At 64.0% G+C, this 20,848-nt stretch carries 20 protein-coding genes and 1 pseudogene; 8 read left to right on the top strand and 13 right to left on the bottom strand.

Annotation, left to right across the window (positions count from 1 at the left end):
• Nucleotides 1-163: 163 nt before the first annotated feature.
• On the bottom strand, nt 164-3,370 hold the full coding sequence (ileS, locus tag CP556_RS07735) for an isoleucine--tRNA ligase (RefSeq protein ID WP_098725087.1): 3,207 nt from the start codon (nt 3,368-3,370) through the stop codon (nt 164-166).
• A 93-nt stretch (nt 3,371-3,463) separates the two neighbouring features.
• On the bottom strand, nt 3,464-3,694 hold the full coding sequence (locus tag CP556_RS07730) for a DUF8151 family protein (protein ID WP_098725086.1): 231 nt from the start codon (nt 3,692-3,694) through the stop codon (nt 3,464-3,466).
• A 118-nt stretch (nt 3,695-3,812) separates the two neighbouring features.
• Here CP556_RS07730 and CP556_RS07725 point away from each other — a divergent pair, with 118 nt between their 5' ends.
• The 5 genes from CP556_RS07725 (at nt 3,813) to CP556_RS07705 (ending at nt 6,305) form a co-directional block, all read left to right on the top strand.
• Nucleotides 3,813-4,502, top strand: a complete 690-nt coding sequence (locus CP556_RS07725; protein ID WP_098725085.1) for a uracil-DNA glycosylase — start codon at nt 3,813-3,815, stop codon at nt 4,500-4,502.
• A gap of 92 nt (nt 4,503-4,594) precedes the next feature.
• A complete protein-coding gene (locus CP556_RS07720; protein ID WP_098725084.1) occupies nt 4,595-5,071 on the top strand; it encodes an SRPBCC family protein in 477 nt (158 codons plus the stop codon).
• Nucleotides 5,072-5,142: 71 nt separating this feature from the next.
• Nucleotides 5,143-5,562, top strand: a complete 420-nt coding sequence (locus CP556_RS07715; RefSeq protein WP_098725083.1) for an HIT family protein — start codon at nt 5,143-5,145, stop codon at nt 5,560-5,562.
• Nucleotides 5,563-5,708: 146 nt separating this feature from the next.
• Nucleotides 5,709-6,014: a hypothetical protein gene (locus CP556_RS07710; protein WP_098725082.1), complete on the top strand. Its 306-nt coding sequence runs from the start codon at nt 5,709-5,711 to the stop codon at nt 6,012-6,014.
• Between the two features lie 63 nt (nt 6,015-6,077).
• Nucleotides 6,078-6,305 (top strand): hypothetical protein, encoded by a 228-nt coding sequence (locus CP556_RS07705; RefSeq protein ID WP_098725081.1) that lies wholly within the window; start codon nt 6,078-6,080, stop codon nt 6,303-6,305.
• A gap of 299 nt (nt 6,306-6,604) precedes the next feature.
• On the opposite strand, the gene CP556_RS07700 is transcribed toward CP556_RS07705, so the two are convergent.
• Nucleotides 6,605-7,633 (bottom strand): A24 family peptidase, encoded by a 1,029-nt coding sequence (locus CP556_RS07700; protein ID WP_098727323.1) that lies wholly within the window; start codon nt 7,631-7,633, stop codon nt 6,605-6,607.
• Nucleotides 7,634-7,823: 190 nt separating this feature from the next.
• On the opposite strand from CP556_RS07700, the gene CP556_RS07695 reads away from it, so the two are divergent.
• A complete protein-coding gene (locus tag CP556_RS07695) occupies nt 7,824-8,336 on the top strand; it encodes an HPP family protein (RefSeq protein ID WP_098725080.1) in 513 nt (170 codons plus the stop codon).
• A gap of 52 nt (nt 8,337-8,388) precedes the next feature.
• Here CP556_RS07695 and CP556_RS07690 read toward each other — a convergent pair whose 3' ends face one another.
• The 5 genes from CP556_RS07690 to CP556_RS07670 all read right to left on the bottom strand — a co-directional run bounded on the left by CP556_RS07690 (nt 8,389) and on the right by CP556_RS07670 (nt 12,896).
• A complete protein-coding gene (locus CP556_RS07690; protein ID WP_098725079.1) occupies nt 8,389-8,835 on the bottom strand; it encodes a low molecular weight phosphatase family protein in 447 nt (148 codons plus the stop codon).
• Between the two features lie 54 nt (nt 8,836-8,889).
• Nucleotides 8,890-10,050, bottom strand: coding sequence for an ACR3 family arsenite efflux transporter (gene arsB / locus CP556_RS07685; protein WP_098725078.1), 1,161 nt, complete (start codon nt 10,048-10,050; stop codon nt 8,890-8,892).
• On the bottom strand, nt 10,043-10,441 hold the full coding sequence (locus tag CP556_RS07680; RefSeq protein WP_098725077.1) for an ArsR/SmtB family transcription factor: 399 nt from the start codon (nt 10,439-10,441) through the stop codon (nt 10,043-10,045). The genes arsB and CP556_RS07680 overlap by 8 nt, the downstream gene beginning before the upstream one ends.
• A gap of 460 nt (nt 10,442-10,901) precedes the next feature.
• Nucleotides 10,902-11,291, bottom strand: coding sequence for a ferredoxin Fer (fer, locus tag CP556_RS07675; RefSeq protein WP_098725076.1), 390 nt, complete (start codon nt 11,289-11,291; stop codon nt 10,902-10,904).
• 423 nt (nt 11,292-11,714) lie between these two features.
• Entirely contained in the window at nt 11,715-12,896 is a 1,182-nt protein-coding gene (locus CP556_RS07670; protein ID WP_098725075.1) for an inorganic phosphate transporter, read from the bottom strand.
• Nucleotides 12,897-13,248: 352 nt separating this feature from the next.
• Between CP556_RS07670 and CP556_RS07665 the strand changes: the two genes are divergently transcribed.
• Nucleotides 13,249-13,986 (top strand): hypothetical protein, encoded by a 738-nt coding sequence (locus CP556_RS07665; RefSeq protein WP_098725074.1) that lies wholly within the window; start codon nt 13,249-13,251, stop codon nt 13,984-13,986.
• A 20-nt stretch (nt 13,987-14,006) separates the two neighbouring features.
• Here the strand turns inward: CP556_RS07665 and CP556_RS07660 are convergent.
• From CP556_RS07660 to CP556_RS07650, 3 genes and pseudogenes are all read right to left on the bottom strand, one after another.
• A pseudogene (locus CP556_RS07660) lies at nt 14,007-14,379 on the bottom strand (universal stress protein).
• A gap of 63 nt (nt 14,380-14,442) precedes the next feature.
• A complete protein-coding gene (locus tag CP556_RS07655; protein ID WP_098725073.1) occupies nt 14,443-15,609 on the bottom strand; it encodes an inorganic phosphate transporter in 1,167 nt (388 codons plus the stop codon).
• 163 nt (nt 15,610-15,772) lie between these two features.
• The gene (locus CP556_RS07650; protein WP_098725072.1) at nt 15,773-17,632 is read right to left on the bottom strand and encodes an SLC13 family permease; all 1,860 of its coding nucleotides are present in this window, start codon (nt 17,630-17,632) and stop codon (nt 15,773-15,775) included.
• A gap of 118 nt (nt 17,633-17,750) precedes the next feature.
• Between CP556_RS07650 and hisA the strand changes: the two genes are divergently transcribed.
• Nucleotides 17,751-18,503, top strand: a complete 753-nt coding sequence (gene hisA / locus CP556_RS07645) for a 1-(5-phosphoribosyl)-5-[(5-phosphoribosylamino)methylideneamino]imidazole-4-carboxamide isomerase (protein ID WP_098727322.1) — start codon at nt 17,751-17,753, stop codon at nt 18,501-18,503.
• 256 nt (nt 18,504-18,759) lie between these two features.
• Here the strand turns inward: hisA and CP556_RS07640 are convergent, their stop codons facing one another.
• Both CP556_RS07640 and CP556_RS07635 read right to left on the bottom strand, forming a co-directional pair.
• Complete coding sequence (locus CP556_RS07640; RefSeq protein ID WP_098725071.1) at nt 18,760-20,256, bottom strand: TrkH family potassium uptake protein; 1,497 nt, start codon at nt 20,254-20,256, stop codon at nt 18,760-18,762.
• A 126-nt stretch (nt 20,257-20,382) separates the two neighbouring features.
• Nucleotides 20,383-20,649: a DUF8028 family protein gene (locus tag CP556_RS07635; RefSeq protein ID WP_098725070.1), complete on the bottom strand. Its 267-nt coding sequence runs from the start codon at nt 20,647-20,649 to the stop codon at nt 20,383-20,385.
• Between the last annotated feature and the right edge of the window lie 199 nt (nt 20,650-20,848).

Here is a 20,848-nt window from a genome sequence, read left to right as displayed (position 1 = left end):
CATCCACCTTTTTCTGCTCGGATGACTCCCTTCGGTCGTCATCCCTCGCGCAAAAATCCGTCCGGCGAGAGCAAAGCTCTCGCTGACCTTGCCTCACTCCGTTCGGCAAGAGACCAAAAAGCAGAACGGTCGGCTTCGCCTCTCGTTCCGGAGATTTATCGCATCAGTCCGACGCTTCCGCGGCCGCCAGCGGCTCGATCGCGATCTCCATCGTCACACCCTCGACATCCCACTCCTTGCGGTGGCCGTCCTCGACCGCGCGGCGCTCGTCCGCGCGAACCTCCTCGCTGATCAGGTCCTCGTGGTCCGCGACGAGGTCGGCGACGCGGTCGTCGTCAATCTCGAGATCCAGCGCGATCCGCTCTTCGACGTCGAGATCGAGATCCTTGCGCATCTCCTGGACCCGGCGGATGACCTCGCGAGCGTAGCCCTCGCTCTCGATATCGTCGGTCAGCGAGGCGTCGACGTAGGCGACGCCTCGGTCGTCGCCGTCGGTGCTGAACGCGGTGCCGGCGACGCCGTCGGGCGTCTGGGTGACAAAGGAAACCATCTCGTCAGTGATCTCCTCACCCGCGTCCAGTGCGTCCGCGACGGCGTCGTCGATCGCCTCGAGGCTCGGTTCGTCGATACGGGCCTCGTTGAGCGCGTTCATGACTTGGCCGGCGCGGTCGCCGAAGGCCGGGCCGAGTTCGCTCATGTCCGCTTCGGCGCTGTACTGGAGTTCCTCCCAGCGCTCCTCGGGCGAGACGAGTTCGATCTCGCGGGCGTTGAGCCGATCCTCGAGTAGCCCGGTGTGGCGCTCGACGGCATCGACGACGCGCTGGTCGTCCGCGGCGACGACGACGCGCGGAACCGGCCAGCGCAGCTTGCGGCCGGCCTGCTGGCGCGCGTTCGCGCCGGCCTCCTCGATCGCGCGGAGGAGGGCGACGTCCTCCTCGAGCTGTTCGTCCTGCCAGTACTCGTCGACCGCGGGCCAGTCCTCCATGTGGACCGTGGGGTGGCCGTCGTCGCCGGTGAGCGTCCCGTAAATCTCCTCGCTGATGAAGGGCGCATACGGCGCGAGCAGGGCGACGCTCTCCCGGAGCACCCGATAGATCGTCGCGTAGGCCGCAGTCTTCGAACCGCTGTCCTCCTCGGCCCACATGCGCTCGCGGACCGCCTGCACGTAAAAGCGCGAGACGTCCTCGACGACGAACTCGAGGAGCGCGTCGACCGCCCTATCCTGGCGGAACTCCTCGAGGTGGTCGGTCATCTCGGCCTTCGTGGACTGCAGCCGGGCGAGCACCCACTCGTCGATCAGCTCGAGATCTTCGTCCGCGTCCTCGAGGGGGGTTTCCTGTGGATCAAACTCGTCTAAGCGCATGTACGGCAGCGGGAACCGGAAGACGTTCCACAGCGTCCGGAGGTGGTTCTCCATCGTCTGCATCCCGTCCCAGTCGAAGCGCATGTCCTCGCCCTGCGGGTTGTTCGACAGCAAGAACAGCCGCATGGTATCCCGGCCGTGGCGGTCGATCGCCTCGTGGGGGTCGACCAGGATGTCCTTGGACTTGCTCATCGCGCGGCCGTCGGGCATGAGCGCGTGACCGTGCATCAACACCTCCGTGTAGGGGCTCTCGCCGAGTGCGGCGGTGCCCATCCCCAGCTGGGACCAGAACCAGCCGCGAGTCTGGTCGTGGGCCTCGAGGATGAGGTCGGCGGGCCAGAGCTCGTCGAACCGGCTGTCGTCCGAGGGGTAGTTCAGCGTCCCCCACGACGCGACGGAGGAGTCGAGCCAGACGTCGAACACGTCGGGAACGCGAGTGTAGGCGGTGTCCCCGTCGGTGATCGTCAGGTCGTCGACGGTGTCCTTGTGGAGGTCGACTTCCTCGGGGTCGATATCCTGATCGACGCGCTCGGCCAGTTCCTCGCGCGTCGAGACGACGATCATGTCCTCATCATCGTCCCGGTCTTCCGGCGTCCAGATCGGCAGCGGAATGCCCCAGTAGCGCTGTCGGGAGACGTTCCAGTCCGGTGCCTCCTCGACGAAGTCGCGGAAGCGGTTGTCGCGGGCCCACTCGGGGTGCCACTCGCTGTCCTCGATGTTCTCGAGGAGGTCGTCTTTGATATCGGTAATCGTGATGAACCACTGGTCGGTGACGATCTGGAGGATCCCCGTGTCACACCGCCAGCAGTGGCCGTAACTGTGATTGACGGTGCCCGAGGCGAGCAGCGCGCCCTCGTCCTCGAGGTCGGCCGTGATCTCGTCGTCCGCGTCCTTGACGAACTGCCCCTCGTATTTGCCCGCTTCCGCGGTGTAGACGCCGTCGCTACCGACTGGACAGAAGATCGGGAAGCCGAGTTCGCGGCCGCGCTCGAAGTCCACCTCACCGTGGCCGGGCGCGGAGTGAACCAGCCCGGTCCCGTCGCCGTCGGTGTCGACGTAGTCGGCGGCGTAGACCTCGAGTGCGCCTTCGTGGTCCGGATGATCGGGAACCTCCTCGCTGAGCGGATGCTCGTAGGTCCAGCCGAGCAGTTCCTCACCGGTGACTTCCGCCTCCACCTCGTAGTCGTCGTAGCGGCCCTCCCGCAGGACCTCCTGGTGTTTCGCCTCGGCGAGATACAGCAGCTCTTCCTCGCCGTCTCTCTCCGCACGAACCCCGACGTAATCGCCGTCCTCGTCGACCGCGACGAAGGTGTTCGCCGGGATCGTCCACGGGGTCGTCGTCCAGATGACGAGCGAGCCCTCTCGCTCGGCGAGGTCGAATTTGACGTAGATCGAGGGATCCTCGACGTCCTCGTACTCGACCTCGTTGTTCGCGATGGCGGTCTCACAGCGCGGACACTGTGAGATGGAGCGGTGGCCTTTCTCGACGAGGCCGCGGTCGGCGGCGTTCGAGAAACCCCACCAGGCCGCCTCCATGTACTCCGGCTCGACCGTTCGGTAGGGGTCGTCCCAGTCCATCCAGACGCCGAAGTCCTGAAAGTCGGATTGGAGTCCCTCGAGCTGTTCGTCGGCGTAATCCTTGCACTCCTGGATGAAGTTCTCCTCGCCGAACTCCTCGATGTCCTTCTTGTTCTCGAAACCCAGTCGCTCCTCGACGCGGGTCTCGATGGGAAGCCCGTGCATGTCGTAGCCGGGGCGATCGGTGACATCGTACCCCTGCATTCGCAGGAAGCGGATGTAGACGTCCTTCAGCGACTTGTTCCAGGTGGTCCCCATGTGCGCCGATCCCGACGTGTACGGCGGGCCGTCGACGAAGAAATAGGACTCACCGTCCGCTCGGTGCTCGACCGTCTGCTCGTAGGCGTCGACGTCGTCCCAGTACTCGAAGACCCGCTGCTCGAGTTCGTGTGGGTCGTACTGGTCGTCGACCTCGCCGAACCTGCTCATACTCGACCTAATCGCCTCCGGTAGTAAAGAGGAATCGATATTGCAGGTCGCTCGCGTCGATGTCTCGAGAAATCGAACGTCGTTTTCGGCCGCTCAGACGTACTTCGAGAGGACCTTCTGATAGCCCAGTCCGTACGCGCCAGCGTAGAGCATGACGCCGCCGAGGAGAGCCATCCACATTGCGATCATCGCCTCGCCACCCCCGAGGTGCTGGAGGCTCGCCTGTTCGACGAGGACGCCGCCGACCGTCAATACACCGGCGACGACGGTGTAGACGACCAGTGTGAGTGATTCCACGAGTAGTTCAGGATCGAGCGTTGGCATTACCCTGCTGGTACCCACCCACAGAAGGTAAACCTGTCCCCTCGAGTGCGACACGACCACATGGACGGAAGCCGCATCGAATCGACCGGTCTAAGCGCCTGCGGTCGTATCTCGGTATGTGCCCGCGACCGACCCCGATACCGATGCCGAACCCGACTCGGCAACCGCAGAATCCCCGGCCTATCCGAGCGACCGAAACGTCCTCGAGCCCGACTGCACACGCTGTTCGGCACTCGTCGAGTCCCGCGAGTGCATCTCGTGGGGAACCGGCCCGCTCGAGGCCGACCTGGTCGTCGTCGGCGAAGCGCCGGGATACGGCAACCCCGACGCCGACCGCTGGCGGGGCGGCAACTGGACCGGCAAAGCCTACACCTCGAGACACTCCGGTCGGCGCATCCGTCGGATGATCGACGAGATCGGCTACGGCGACGACGCCTACTACACGAACGCCGTGAAGTGCTTTCCGGCGAGCGATGACCCGACGAGTAATCGCGAACCAACCCCCGAGGAGCGCGCGAACTGCCGGACTCATCTCCTGACCGAACTCGAGACGATCGATCCGACGGTCGTCCTCGCGACGGGAAAGCACGCGACGAAGACCGTACTCGCGGCCGAAGAGCGGACGCTCGAGGGCTTTATCGACAGCGTGCTCGAGCCGGTACGGTGCGAACGGCTCGACGTCCGGCTCGTGCCGATTCTGCATCCATCCTATCAAGACGTCTGGATCGGCCGACTGGGATACGAGCCCGAGGAGTACCTCGAGGCGATCGGCGAGACACTCGACGAACTGTGCGTCGGTACCGCATAGGGACTCGGCTGTTCGGATCGTCGGGATCCTCGAGTCGGACGAACTCACACCCGCGGCTACTAAAATTTAAGCCACGAACGCAAACGTTCGGTATGCCGACGTATCAACGGACGGCAGTGGTCGATGCCGACTTCGAGACGGTCTGGAACTTTTACGACGGCGTCGAGGAACTGGAAGTCCTGACACCCGACTGGATGGGACTACAGGTACCTCGCGTCATCGGCCCCGACGGCCAGCGGGATCCGGACGGCTACGAGGTCGGAACCGAAATCCACCTCCGATCGCCGCTGCTCGAGCGGCTTCCGGCCGGCGAGTGGGTGGTCCGGATCACCGAACACGAGCCGAGCGAGGAGCGGGCGTATTTCGTCGACGAGCAGGTCGGTGATCGAGGGCCCTTCGAACGGTGGCGACATACGCACCGGTTCGCGGCGCTGGACGGGAAAACCGTGATTCACGACCGGGTGAACTACCGGCTGCCGGGCATCGGCGACCTGCCGCTGGCGACGCCGTCGCTCGCGGTCACGCTGTGGTATCGCCACCGTCGAACCCGGACGCTGCTGGCCGAGTGAGCCCGGTGTCGCGCAGCCCCAGGGTGATCGGCCGGGTAACCTTCATACGGCAAGCCGACACACACTCGAGCATGAGTACGATCTTCAGTCAGATCGTGGAGGGGGAGATCCCCGCGCGCATCGTGTACGAGGACGAGACGACGATCGCCTTCCTCGACGCCAACCAACTGGCACCGGGCCACACGCTGGTGATCCCCAAAGACGAGTACGAGCGGCTGAACGACGTTCCCGAAGACATTGCGACGGATCTCTACGCGACGATCCATCGCATGGTCCCCGCCGTTGAGGAGGCTGTCGACGCCGACGCGACCACCGTCGCGTTCAACAACGGCGAGGACGCCGGGCAGGAGGTTCCACACGTCCACTGTCACATCGTCCCCCGGTTCGAGGGCGACGGCGGCGGCCCCATTCACGCCATGTTCGGTGGCCCGGCCGATCTCGAGGACGACGAACTCGACGACATCGCCGACGAGATCGAGTCTCGATCCTGACTCGAGCGAACACCGTCACCGAGCCGGTCACGTCGCTATCCCAGAGGCGCGATTACGGCTCGCGGTCCCCGATCGCGATGCGGGCCGCTCCCGGAGAACATGTTCGCAGCGACGCCTTTGCTTCGCAGCCCCGAGTACGCCACTGGATGACCGATCGAGAGGCCGCCCTCCGAGAGCTCGCCACGCGGCTCCACGAGTACGACGCCGTCAGCGACGCGTTCATCGCGAAGAGTTTCACCGATCACATTCTGGTTCTCGACCTCGAGCGCGAGGAAACGGTTCCGAAGAACGTCCGCGAACTACTCGCTGCACACGATCTCCGCGGGGCGAATGCAGAGTACGGAACCGGGACGGATGACCCCTCATTCACCGGCGATCTCGGCGATGGAACCCGCCATCAGTTCGTCGATACCCGGACCCGGGGCGACCACCAGTCGTACGTCGTTGATTGACGGGACGGCGCACTCCGTCGAGGCCGCCGTGACGTTTTTACCGTCCGCGCGTGAGCCTCGCGTATGACCATCGCCGGCATCGTCGCCCAGTTCCGCGCTCACCCCGTCGCCACGGCCCTCGAGCTGGGCAGCGTCCTCGTCTGTTGCCTGCTCTTTGCGGGAACGTTCGTGCTCCTCTCGAGTGGCGTGCCGACCGGCCGGGGCGATCCGTGGCTGGCATTGATCGGCGTCGGCGTCGCGTTCGTCCTCTTCTGGACCGTCGTGGTGCCGCTGTACGAACGGACGCTGTAGGCGGTTCGTGGGACTGCGTTCGTAAATGGAGCAGTGGGTTCTGAGGGGGATACGGTGAACGGAGTGTCCTGCTATCGTGGCAACAGGGAATCGCCACGCCCTCCCCAGCCGATTCGTTCGCTCCTATTGTCGCTCACTCATCCCTCGCACAATTTCGAGTCGCGATTCGTCTTCGACTCACCGCGACTCAGCGCGCGCCACCGCACACTGGATGGTCGGTCTGGAGTGAAACGTAGTTCCCCTATATCTACCGCGAGTTTCGCAGGGAAAGTTCGAAACAGAACGCGCCGTCAGAGACGTTAAAACAACGTTCCCAGCAGTAGGTCGCCGTAGACCAGCGCGATCACCAGCCCGGCGAACACCGGGACGAGAAACGGCGTTCCCGGCGAGATCCAGACCGTCTCTTCGGTCGTGAGCACGTCGAGCCCCTCACGGAGCGTCTCGGGCGTCGTTCCGTAGGCCGAGCCGTCGATATCCTCGAGGAAGGCGTCGGCACCCCACGGATCGTCGTACTCGGGCGCGTCCGAGTCCGCCACGGATTCGGGGACCGCGTCGTCGGCGTCCGACTCGAGCGTCCCACCGTCGCTGCGCGGCTGTGCGGTCGCAGTCACAGCGCCGTCGGTCGGCGGATTCGGTTCGGTGGGCAGCGTCGACGGGTCGCGGTACCGCTTCGGGTCATCGCGCAGGTCGGCAAGCGAGAGTCCCCGCCAGCGGAGGTACATCCGGAGCGCGTCGATGTCGAGGCCGCCTCGAGAGAGCCCCGCCGGCGTCTCGAGCAGGCGGCCGTGGGTCTCCGGAATCCGCTCCCAAGAGACGGGCCAGCCGACGAACATGACCGGCGCGATTCGTCCCGCGGCGGCGTTTCGGATCGCCAGCGCGATCGGGAGCGCGATCCCCACCAGAACGGCGTTGGTCAGGATCGTAAACGAGAACGTGCCGATTGCGGTCGTCTCGCCGAGCGGGAGCGTCCGCGAGCCCAGCGCGTACTCGGGAAAGGTCGGAAAGAGGACGGCCAACACGAGCAAGGCCTTCGCGTCGGCCCCGCCGAAGCCGCCGAACCACCAGAACAGGTAGGCGATCGGGACGACTAGACCCAGGCTGATCGCCGTCGGAATCAGAAACTCGAAGGTCCAGGCGTCCCCGCTGGCGCTCCAGGCGAGCCAGCCCTCCCAGCCCAGCAAGACGGCCCCGAGCAGGGCGAGGGGGATCCAGACGGTACTCGAGACGCGTCTGGTCTCGATGTCGCGGTAGGCGGTCCAGGCGAAGACGGGAACGGCGAGGAGTCGGAGCAGATCCGGAGCCGTCCCGATGGCACCAGCGAGCGTCACGATCATCCATCCGAAGCGCGGTGCCGTTACGTTTTCGGCCTGTCCGGAATCCGTCATTCCGACTCGACCCGCGCTCGAGCGAATCGGTTCCGCTCCGACAGCGGTCGCGATTGTGTTCAAAGAGTCAATTCTGAGAGGCGGAACCAACGAAAAGTGAACGTCTATCCGTTTGCGCTGACAAGCACCGCGCATGAGAGAGGGCGCGGCGTTTTCGACCCTGTACGTCGGCGTTTTGCTCTCGGTTCCGGGACTGTTGGCCTGGGTGACCGGACAGGCGTTTATTTTTCCGAGTCTGGGCCCCTCCGCCTTTCTGTTGGCGACGGTTCGAGAGGGAGAGGTCACCGCGCCTCGGCGGGTGATCGGCGGGCACTGCATCGGCGTCGTGGCCGGACTGATCGCGTATCACGCTATCGCACCCGATCTCGGCGTGAGCGTGACCACGTCCGCACCGGCACTCGCGACCGCACAGCTCCGATTCGTCGCCAGCGGCGTGATCGCCGTCGTGCTCACCTCGGGCGGCATGCTCGCAACCGAGACGGTCCATCCGCCCGCCTGTGCGACGACGCTGATCGTTTCACTCGGATACCTCTCGTCGATCGTCGACGGCGCGCTCATCGTGCTGGCCGTTGTCGTCCTCGTCGCCGCGCACAGGTTCGTGAGACACGGGCCGTCGTTCGGCGACTACGGTCCGCTCGAGCAGTGACCGCGGCGGTCCCGCCGAAAGTCGGCGGAGGAGAACGAATATTAGCTGCAGTTTAGGGCGCGTCGGTGAATTCGTCGAACAGCGACGCGACCCGCTGTTCGATCTCGTCGCGGATCTCGCGTACCCGCTCGAGATCGCGACCGTCGGGATCCTCGAGCGCCCAGTCGCGGATCGCCACGTCCGTGCCGACGTCGCCGACCTCGAGCGTCGAACAGCCCATCGTTGCGACGTAGTCACACGATCGAAGCTCGTCGATCGTGATCTCACGGGGCGTTCGGTCGGCAAGGTCGAAGCCGGCGTCGGCCATCACCTCGATCACTTCCTCGTGGACCTCGTCGGCGGGATGGGTGCCGCCGGTCAGGATTTCGACGTGCTCCTCGAGGCCGCGTCGGGCGCGTTCGCGCTCGGCGAACGCGGTCGACATCTGGGAGCGGCCGGCGTTCTGGACGCACATGAAGGCGATACGAATCGGCTCGTTCGGCGTGGGGTTGGGGGTCATGATCGTGGTCGATGTGGGCAGTAGTTGTCAGTGAGTGTCGGCTACCAGTGGCTATCAATCGTCAGTGGGCGAGTCGGGTGTCGTCGTCTCGAGACTGCCGGTATCGGATCCGCTCCAGTCGAACCGGCGCTGGAAGTACAGCGCGACGTTGACCAGTGCGAGCAAGACGGGAACCTCGATAAGCGGGCCGACGACGGTCGCGAAGGCGACGCCGGAGCCGACGCCGAACACCGCCACGGCGACGGCGATGGCCAGTTCGAAGTTGTTCGATGCGGCCGTGAAGCCAATCGCGGTCGTCGTCGAGTAGTCGGCACCGATCCCGCGACCCATGCCGAAACTCACGAAGAACATGACGATGAAGTAAATCGTCAGCGGGACGGCGATCAGGAGGACGTCGCCCGGTGCGGCGACGATCGTCTCGCCCTGCGTGGCGAACATCACGACGATGGTAAACAGGAGCGCGACGAGCGTCAGCGGGTCGATCGTCGGCACGAACGACTCGTCGTACCACTCCCGACCTTTCGTCCGCGTCCCGACGTAGCGAGTGAGAAAGCCGCCGGCGAAGGGGATCCCGAGGAAGATCACGATGGCCTCGAACACCTGCACGGGCGAGACGTCGAACGTCGTGATTCCGGCGACGAGCGTCTCCATGCCCAGCAGCGGGGGCAAGAAGAGCCCGAAGAACCAGACGTAGACGCCGTAGGTGACGATCTGGAAGAGGCTGTTGAACGCGACCAGTCCGGTCACGTACTCGGTCGACCCCTCCGCGAGTTCGTTCCAGACGAGCACCATCGCGATACACCGGGCCATCCCGATGAAGATGAGTCCGAGAAAGTACTCGGGACGGGCCGGAAGGCCGGGCACGAGCCCGCTGAAGAAGACGACAGCCAGTCCGAACATCAGGGTCGGCCCGATGAGCCAGTTCTGGACGAGGCTCAGGCCGAGCACCCGCCAGTTGCGAAAGACCGTCGGGAGCCGCGAGTAGTTCGCCTTCGCCAGCGGCGGGTACATCATCGCCACGAGCCCGATCTCCACGAGGTGGAGCTCCCGGATCGGTTCGGTCACCGACGGCGCGACGGAGCCGAGTCCGACGCCGACGGCCATCGCGGCGAAGATCCACACGGTCAGGTACTTGTCTAGGAAGTCCATCGACCGCGGATCGCCGCAGCTCTCACAGCCGCAGTTCGGTCCGTGCTCGTGGGTTGCGTTACTCATCTCCCACGCTTCCCTCGAGGACGGTCACGAGAGCCACCGCCCGGTTCGTCGCTCGATACTTCTTCCAGCGCCCCTCCTTCCGGCCGTCGACGAGCCCCGCATCGACGAGCTGCGAGAGGGCGTGGCTCAGCCCGCTCTCGGTCACGTCGACGACCGCGTTCAGTTCACAGACGCAGAGCTCCTCACCGGCCGCGACGAGAACCCGCACAAGCGTGTACCGAGTCTCGTTTGCCAGCGCCGAGAGCACCGAGAGCTCGGCGTCGACCCGCTCCGAGCCGAGCGCCGCCTCGAGCGTCTCGAGTTCGTCGAGCCGCCGATCGACGTCTTCGTCGCGGCAGCCCTCGAGTTCGTCCTCGAGGTACCGTTGTAACCGATCCGTCACTTGAGACATCAGCAGATAGTTGCAAATCAGTTCAAGTAATAGTTCCGGTTAGGATCTATATAGTCAATATAGAGCCATGGATAAGGGTACTGGATGCCATTTTTATAATGATTTCTATAGTATGATTGAGTAAGTATTCAATTCTTTTGGGGAGAGGGGGACGATCCCTGCGTTCATCACGATCACCAAACAGTACCCGAACCGAAACGGAGGGCCAAAACCGGTCCTACCGCTCGAGGAGAACGGAGAAGAGCGAACGGTGGGTCACCGTCGTTCGGATCGGATGGCAAAACGGCGGATCTGGTGCGATAGTAGCCACTGACGGTCACTATACACCAGATCGCACACTCCCCTCGCGATCAGATAAACCGTTTTAGTTGGGGTATAGACGAGCAATACAGCTCGGGCAGCGGCTGAAAATACTCCCCGAAGACGGGGAAACGGTCGAACGACGACCGTCGGATGTGGCTTAAATGACGCGGTTTTGCAGGTAGTCGAGGTGTTTGGCGTTGTAGACGATCTTGACCTCGTCGGTCTCGGCGGATCCGATACAGGTCAGACGGACGTCCTTCTCCTCGACCTCCTCGTCGGAGAGGATCTGCTGCATGTCCATGTCGATCTCACCTTCGAAGACGATCGCCGCACAGTTCGCACAGGCACCGGCTCGGCACGAGAACGGCCAGTCGTAGCCCTGCGCCTCAGCCGCCTCGAGGATGTATTCGCCCTCGGCGACGTCGAGCGTGCCGTAATCCTCCTCGTCGAGGCCGGCGTCACTGGCCTCGTCGAAGAGGTCGTCGTCGTCCATGTCCCAGCCCTGGTCGTCCAGTACTTCGTAATTGAGGTATTCTACCGTGGGCATCACTCTGCGGTTCGAGGGCCGCATTGGTATAGCTTGCTGTTCAGTCCTAAATTGTCTTTGAGTCAGAATTGACCAATTCGAAGGAAAGAATGCGGTGATTCTACACAAGATCAGTGATCGAACGGGAGAGGAAAAAGAAATGTCCGAACGTGTTCCCCCGAGCGGCGCGTTTGTTGCCGGATTCGAAACAGGCGTCACTCGTCCTGATACCGGTCCGTGGATCCGCGAAGCGTCGCTCGAGGCCATCACTACCCGATCGTGGCAGTCTACCGGCTCACGCGTCGTCGCGATTCGGCTACGAAAGCCTGTCAGCAGGCCAGTCCGACGATCACCATTACGAGTCGGAAACGGAAAGACGAATGGCACGGCGCGACAGAGACGATCTGCCGGTCCATCAGGGATCGGATACTGGGGCCTGGCCTCTCAAAAGCCGAATATCGGAACGAACCGGAACGTGAGATAGGCGCCGATCGTCGAGATCGCTGGGACGACGTTCTGCATGAGGATTACGCGGGCGGTCGTCGAGGGGTCGAACAGATCCGACGCCTGCGGGATGTCCTCGGGTTCCTCCTCGCCGATCTGGGGGGATCGTTCGCCCTCTTCCTCGGCGGTCAGCGCGCCGACCGAGACGCGCGTTTCCTCGCCGGCTCTGACTCCCGACAGGGTCGTCGTTCGGGTGGCTCGTCCCCAGCCCAGCCCGACGATACTCATCGTCGCGATGACGACGAAGCTCGCGGGGATGCCGATCGACGAGAGTCCCACGACGATTCCCGAACTGATCACGGCGACGACGATCGCCGCCGTCAGCGGGAGATTCGTGATGTCGTTACCGAGCGTGTCGAGGGTGCGGCGGGCGATAGTAAAGCAGCCGACCGCGACCGCCGCCGAGCCGATCAGGATCAGCGGCACCATAGCGACGTCGCCGGTACCGTAGATCGGCGCGATCGCGTTGGCGATGTTGCTCGTTCCCGATGCGAAGCCCATCAGACAGCCGATAGCGACGACGACCATTGCACCCGTGATTTCCCGGCGGGTGGCGTCAGCACCGAACTGGAGCCGCGGAGCGAACCCCGAGCGGTCGATCGTGACCATCGGCCGACCCTCTTGCTTCCCTTCGATTGCGACCCAGGCGTTGATCTGGGGGTAGAAGTACCGCCCGACGACGCCGGCGACCCAGAAGCCGGAGATCGGCGCCACGACCCACCAGATGACGATCTCACCCAGCACCTCGAGGTCAAGTTCACCGGTCGCCATTCCCAGCGCGGCGATCGCGCCGACCGCGGTCATCGACGTCGAGGCGGGGACGCCAGCGTAGTTGCCGACGAACAGCGCGCCGCCGATGAAAAAGAGCACGGCGACGTTCGATCGCATCGTGAAGATCGACGTATCGGTAACGAGGTCGTTGCCGAGGGTATCGACGACCTGCGGACCGATGGTATAGGCACCGACGAAGAAGAATATCGACATCAGTCCGGCGGCCATCACCTTCGTGATCACGTTCGCGCCGACGGCCGGCCCGAACGCGGGCCCGGTCGTCGAGCCGCCGATGTTGAACCCGACGAAGATGGCGACGAGAATCCCGATGATCAGCAGTACTTCCGGCACGTTCGGTAGGTCATGCGATCCGACCGTAAAAACGCGCTTATTCGCGTCAGTGTCGGCGAATCACCAGGTAGTCCCCACTCGCTCGAGGGGTCGAACAAGGATCCGCCCGAGTTTCGTCTCGATATCTGACAAATACACTACTCGAGTCGGAGCAATCGGGACGAGAACGACAGTGACACGGCTCGTTCCCCCCGACGGGATCCCAAAGGATTTCACCGAATCGGCCCCTGTAGTACTCTAGAATGTTATCACGTGCGTACTCATTTCAGCCGGACAGCGATCCGAAGGACGGACGACGGTCCTCGCGATCGGAGAACACGTCGATCGATGCGTCCACAACTGTCGGTCAGCTATGAGACCGGCGCGCATCGACGCGATCATCGACTTCGCGTACGGCGGGTTGATTCTGCTCGCGGTCGTCCTCATCGCGACGCTCGATATTCGGGTCGGGCTGACGTTCGGGCTGGGGGTCTTCGCCTCGTATGTCCTCCACGTCGTCTGGAAGATGGCCCGGTTCGATCCCGACTGGATGACGTCGACCGTGCAGGAAACCGTCGAGAAGTCGGTCGAGCGATCGGTCGAGGAAACGGTCGGCGACACCGTCGAGAAACAGGTCGAAGAAACGGTCGATAAGACAGTCGGCGACACCGTCGAGCAAACCGTCAGTGAGACCGTCGAAGAAACGGTGGATCAGACAGTCGGTGAAACCGTCGAGAAAACGGTGAGCGAGACCGTCGAAGAAACGGTCGACCAGACAGTCGGAGACACCGTCGAGAAAACGGTGAGTGAAACCGTCGAAGAAACGGTCGGTGAAACCGTCAAAGAAACGGTTGATGAGACGGTGAGTGAAACCGTCGAGGAGACGGTCGAAGAAACGGTCGGTGAAACCGTCAAAGAAACGGTCGATGAGACGGTTGGTGAAACCGTCGAGGAGACGGTCGAAGAAACGGTCGGCAATCAACTCGAGGAGGTACAGGCCAAGGTCGAGTCCGTCGACGAACGCGTCGACCGTCGGCCTCGAGAGGACGAAGTCGAGGAACTGCTCGAGGAATCGGACGACGGTGACCAGGGTGACCGTACCGAGGGCTGAGCGGTTCCGAACTATCCCGCTCACCGAACGACCATGACTGGAACCGGTGACCGACGAACGACTCGCTCCGCGACGTTCCCGACAAACAGTCGTTCCGAAACGGTTCCACCGTGCGTACCGATCACGACCGTCTCATAGTCGTCGGCGCAGTTGAGACTCGTACGAACTGGATGGCCGAGTTCAACAATGGTCTCGAGGTCCGCGTCATCGCCGGCGTCCGCGGCGAGTTCGCGCGCGATCGAAGACCGGCTGTGCGAGTTCCTGCGCTTCGTCCTCGAGATCGTCGGCGAGCGCGAGGCCGACTACCTCGCCCCACATCGACGACGGGTCGCCCACGACGGTCAGGACGGTTATATCGGCGTCCGGGTTGGCCTCGAGTGCACGTTCGCTCATCTCCGAGCCGTCCAGCGGAACGAGAACGTGACCGACGACGATACGTCGAATAAACCCGAGGTATCACCCGACGAACGGAACAGCGACGAAGAAGCCGTAGGCGAGAATCGTCGACATCGACGGGCCGATGATCCACATCGAGACGTATTTCATGATGGCCCGCGGGTTGAAGAGATCGCCCGCGTTCAGGACCTCCTCGGGCTCTTCCTCGCCGATCTGCGTGACCGGGGCCTCGGGCTCTGCCTTCAGTGCACCCATCGACATCTCCGCGTCAACCTGACCGCGAACGGCGTCTCGAGCCGTGACGGGGCGAGTGGCTCGCCCCCAGCCCAGTCCGACGATCGTCATCACGGAGGCCATCACGAGGCTAATCGGAATCCCGGCCGCCGAGAGCAGGGTCGTGATCGTCGATGCGGTTATCATGACGACGAGCGCCGCGAGTAATGGGATGTCGCTGAGTTCGCTGCCGACGGATTCCATCGTCCGACGCGCGATAGTAAAGCCGCCCAGCCCGATCGCGACGGTCGCGATGATAATCGCGTTATCGGCCCCGAGCGCGCCGCTGCTGACCAGCGGTGCGACGGCGTTCGGGACGTTGCTCGCACCGGCGCTGAACGCCATGTAACAGCCGATGACGAGGACGACGATCGTCCCGACGAGCTCCTGACCGGTCGTGTTCGGTCCGAGACCGATCGAGGGGAGCGATCCGGTCCGATCGACGGTGAGCAATGACCCCTCGGTCGCCGAGATCTCGAACCGTCGATTGAGTTCCGGATAGATGTACCGGCCGACGAACGCGCCGATCCAGAGGGCGAGGATCGGCGTGACGATCCACCACGAGATGATCCACCCGATCGTCTCGAAGTCGAGCGTTCCCGTGGCCAGCCCCAGTCCCGCGATCGCCCCGACGGTCGTCATCGACGTCGGGACGGGGACGCCGAAGATGTTCGCGATGAGAATCCCCAGTCCGATGAAGAAGAGAACGGCGACGCCCGCCGCGAGCGAGATTTCGATCGAAATGATGTCGCCGCTGAGCGTGTCCATCACGTTTCGGCCGACGGTCCACCCCCCGAGAAAGACGAAGAACGTCATCAGTCCGGCCGCGGACGCCTTGCTGAGGAGACCGGCACCCACGGCGGGGCCCCACGCGATCCCGGTCGACGAGCCGCCGATATTGAATCCGACGAAAATCGAGGCGACGATTCCCACCAGCAGAACGGTTTCGACCATTCATCGGTAGTACAGGGCTGCTCCTGAAAGAAGTACTGAAACCGATCGCAGCGAGAGCGCCGCGATACTGCAATCTGACGACACTGTCGTGCGACTAGCGGCGCGGACGGTTCCGGTCGACGGTCCGACTGACGGCTCGCGTCACGACGGTCAGCGAGTCCGATCACACCCCCCAGAAGACCGCGATTCCGAGGACGGTCACGATCGACAACACCACCTGCAGTGGCGCGCCGATCCGAGCGAAGTCGCCGAATCGGTAGCCGCCGGGGCCGTAGACGAACAGGTTCGTCTGGTAGCCGATCGGGCCCAGAAACGCGGTGCTCGCGGCGAAGGTCACCGCGAGCACGAACGCGAACGGGTTCGCACCGATCCCCGCGGCCGCGGCCGCCGCGACGGGGATCAGGAGGACGACGCTGGCGTTGTTGCTGATAACGTTGGTCAGCAGCGCCGTGAGCAGGTAGAACAGCCAGAGGACCGCGATTTCGGGGAGCGGTCCCGCGGCCTCGACGACCGCGAACGCGAGCAACGCCGCTCCGCCGCTGTCCTCGAGAGCGATCCCCAGCGGGATCACGCCCGCCAGCAGAAAGATGATGTCCCACTCGACGGCGTCGTAGAGCTCGTTGGGCTCGAGCACGCCCGTGACGACCATCGCAACGACGCCCGCGAGCGCGGAGATGAGAATGGGTGAGAGCCCGAGGGCGGCGACGGCGACGACGCCGAGCATGATGGCGACGGCGATCGGCGCTTTCTCCGTGCGGTAGTCGGGCCGTGGCGGTTCGCGGGCGACGATCACGTCGTCCCCGCGGGCGAGTCGGTCGAGTACATCCGGCGGTGCCTGAACGAGCAGCGTGTCGCCGACGCCGAGGCGCTTGCCGACGATGCGCTCACCGACGAGTTCGCCCCGACTGCGCAATCCGAGCACGGCGGCGTCGAACTCCTCGCGGAACCGCTCGAGGTCGAGGCGCTCGCCCACGAGTTGCGAATCGAGCGAGACGACTAGTTCCGTGAGCACGCCGTCGGCCGCTGTCATGGCGTCCGCGGCTCCGTCCGGTCGGCCGACCGGTTCGACGCCAGTGGCGTCCTCAAGGGCCGTGATCGCGTCGCGGTCGGTCCTGACGACGAGGACGTCGCCCTCCCTCAGCGTGGCCCCCTGACGCGGTGCGATCGACCGTTCCTCGTCGCGGATCACCTGAACGACATCGATATCGGGGCCGAGGGCTTCGGTCGCGTCGCGGACCGTCTCGCCTACGAGCGGCGATCCCGGGACGACGGCGACGTCTGCGATGTAGTCGCCGACCTCGTACGACTCGAGGTAGTCCGCGCGCGGCGGGACGCGCTCGGGCAGGAGGTAGTGCCCGACGAAGATCAGGTAGAGGCTTCCGACGAGGACGACGATGATGCCGAGACCCGTGAACTCGAACATCGAGAACCGGTGGAGTTCGGGATACTCGGAACCGAGGCGAGCGCTGACATCGCTCGCGAGGATGTTGGTCGAGGTGCCGATCAGCGTGAGCATCCCCCCTAACTGCGAGGCGTAGGAGAGGGGAATGAGCAGCTTCGACGGCGACGTGTTCCCCCGATTCGCGACATCGGTGACGACGGGTACCAGTAGCGCGACGACCGGCGTGTTGTTCAGGAAGCCGGAGACGGGAGCGGTCGCAGCGACGGTCGCGAACACCTGTTTTCGAGTGCTTTCGCCCGCGAACGCTGCCATCCGGCGACCCAGTTCCTGAACGATCCCGGTCCGACTGATGCCACCGCTCAGGATCAGCATGGCCAGTACCGTGATCGTCGCCTCGTTCGCAAAGCCCGAGATGCCGGTCTCGGGATCGACGCCGGTCCAGGGCTCGAGGACGACTAGCATCACGATCAGCAAGATCGCAGTCACGTCGATCGGCAGACGCTCGGTGAGAAAGAGGACAAGCGCGAGGCCGACAACGCCGAATACGACAAGCATGTCCGTCGTCACGTCGGATCGAGGTACAGTCGCCTGTACGAGGAAATCGCACGCCGACAGCGGCATGGGACGAGTCACACCGACCATATATGTAATAATTCTGTTGGAAAGGAGAACAGTGTCGCGGCGATGGTCGTTCGGCGAAACCGTCGCCTTTACTCGCGCCGGCCTCGCGCACTCGAGTATGACCGACGATGCGAGCGGCGAGTTCGAGGAGTTCGAGGTGATCCCGGCGGTCGACATTCAGGACGGCGAAGTCGTCCAACTCGTCCAGGGGGAACGCGGCACGGAGAAGACCTACGGCGATCCCGTCGAGGCAGCCCGGCGGTGGATCGACGCCGGCGCAAGGACGCTGCACCTCGTCGACCTCGACGGCGCGTTCGAGGGCGAGCGACAGAACGCGGCCGCCATCGACGGGGTGATCGACGCCGTCGACGTTCCGACCCAGTTGGGCGGCGGTATCCGCACCGCGGAGGGAGCGATCGATCTGCTCGAGCGCGGCGTCAACCGCGTCATCCTCGGGACTGCGGCGGTCGAGAATCCAGAGATCGTCGGCGAGATCAGCGACCAGCAGCCGGACAGCGTCGTGGTCAGCCTCGACGCGAAGGACGGCGAGGTCGTCGTCGAAGGCTGGACTGAGGGCGCGGGGATCAGTCCCGTCGAAGCGGCCAAGCGATACGAGGAACTCGGTGCCGCCGCGATCCTCTTTACGAACGTCGACGTCGAGGGGCGACTCGAGGGCGTGGCGACCGATCCCGTCAGCGAACTGGTCGACGCAACCGATATCCCCGTCATCGCCAGCGGCGGTGTCGCGACGCTCGAGGATATCCGAGCGCTCGACGCGGCCGGCGCGGCGGCGGTCGTCGTCGGGAGCGCACTGTATGAAGGGAATTTCACGCTCGAGGACGCGCAGGCCGCGGTCGACGCCGAGGAGTAGTCACACCGAGCCAGTTTGCAGTGGCCGGGAGCGCGGCTCGAGCAACGCGAGAGTCGTGTGACTCGGGGGAGGGCAGGCGGTTTCCCGACACTCACTGCGAGCGAGGCCGCAGGCCGAGCGAGCGGCTTTTTGGTCGAGATTTTTGCGCGAGTGGTGAACGAAGTGAACCCGAGCGGAAAAAGGTCGGAGTGAGTGCTTTTATACGAAATTTTGCCGAGGGCCGCCTTCGGCGGCCCGCAGAGCAAAATTTCGTTCCTTAGGACCGCCAGAACTCCGGCGTCAAGAGGACGAGCACCGGGAGGATTTCGATGCGGCCGATCCACATCATGACGATCATTACGGTGCGAGTGAGCGGCGAGAAGGCGAGATAGTTATCGAACGGGCCGGCGACGCCGAACGCGGGACCGATGTTGAGGAAGATCGAGGCAGCCGCGCCGAGGGCGTCGAACTCGTCGACGGGGTTGCCGACGCGGGCGGCGTCGACGACGATGACTATCGTCAGCAGAAAGAAAATCACGAGCGCGAGCATAACGTACGTGAAGACGTCCCCGATGGTCTCCTCGTCGACCACCGTGTCGTCGAGTCGGACCGGCCGAACGGCGTCCGGGTGAACGGCGGTAAACAGGGTTCGGCGAAACGCCTTGAGGATGACCAGCCAGCGAAGCGACTTGATCGAACACGTCGTCGAGCCGGCCATCCCGCCGGTGAACATACAGAGAAACAGCATGTGCTTCGCGCCGGGCGACCAGAGATCGAAGTTCACCGAGGCGTAGCCCGTCGTCGTCACCATCGACACCACGTTGAAGAGTCCGTGACGGATCGTCGGCTCGAGTCCCATCGCGAGATCCGGGTCGAGCGCGAGCATGGCGACGACGATCGTCGCAATCGACGCGAGGATGCCGGCGTAAAAGCGGAACTCGGCGGACTCGAGCGGGCGCCGAATGTCGCCCTGTGTCACGGCGTAGAGGATCACGAAGTTGGTCGCGCCGACGATCATCACCGGGATCAGCGTCCACTGGACCGCCGACGAGAACGCGCCGATGCTGTCGGGCTCGGGTGAGAAACCGGCCGTGGAGACGCTCGTAAGGGCGTGCGAAACGGCGTTGTAGAGGGTCATCTCGGGTGCGAGGCCGACGAGGTGGAGCGCGAAAAGAAAGCCCGTCGTGAGGACCGTCAGTCCGATGTACAGTCCCCAGATGAGGCGAGCGGTCTCGTCGAGGTGGGGGCGGAGCTTGCGGACGTTCTGCGTCTGGGATTCGGTCTCCATCAGCTGGGCACCGCCGACGAGCAGGTGCGAGAAGAGGCCGATCGCGACGATCAGGATCCCGAGGCCGCCGAGCCACTGGAGGATCGCTCGCCAGAGCATGATCGCCCGGGAGTGGGCGCTGAAATCCGCGATCACGGTCGCGCCGGTCGTCGTCACGCCGCTCGTGCTCTCGAAGACGGCGTTGACCGGCCGCGCGAGCACGCCGTCGCCCGCGACGAGGAACGGAATCGCGCCGACCAGCGCGACGCCGAGCCACGTCAGTGCGACCATCAGGAACGCCTCCCGTTGTCCGATCTCGACGTCGTCGGTCAGCGCCTCGAGACCGATGCCGAGGACGACGGTGACCACGAGAGTGACGGCGAACGGGAGCGGGTCGTCGCCGTCCACCAGCGCGAGCGCGAGCGGCCCGCCTAGCGGAACGGCGAGCCACTTCAGGATCGTTCCGGTGAGACGACAACTCGAGCGCCAATCGACGCGCAACGACATCTAGTAGCAATACGTTGTTCACGGAGGGTATAACGATTCGGAACGGAGGCGACGGGAAGCGAGGGATCGAAAGGGAGGGTGTCAGCGGCGACCGGCGGAGCGCGACTGGTGGCTGGGAACCAACTCTCAGTGCTGGTTGTAGCCGTGACCCACGTAGAGAGCAAAGACATTGGCCGTCAGCAAGACGACGAACGTCAGCGTTACCGCCGGATCGCCGAGTCCCTGTGCGAGGAGGGGGAGATGCACGAATGGGAGCGCGATAGCGACCCAGAACGAGAGGAACTGGGCGGGGCCTTTGACCGATCGGAGCAGTCGGTTTCGCTCGTGCTGGGACTCCGACTCAGGGTTCGACGGAGCGATCGATTCGTTCGAAACGGGGGAGGGATTGGACATCGAGACGGGACACCTCTTCTCGATTACGACATTCACTCCCCGGATCATATAACGGCACGAATATTGTCGCCGTTTCGGCCCGTTTTATCGTCGTATTGTGATCGTACTGTTGTTTTCAAACTCCTTCAGAAGCCGTTAGACCTTTTACTATCCGTTCTGGGATGTTTTCCCGGAATTGTCTCCGAATTGTCCGGGCTGC

The organism is Natrinema sp. CBA1119, assembly GCF_002572525.1.
In the GTDB taxonomy this organism is placed as follows: domain Archaea; phylum Halobacteriota; class Halobacteria; order Halobacteriales; family Natrialbaceae; genus Natrinema.
This window is presented reverse-complemented; position numbering and strand designations above follow the sequence as displayed.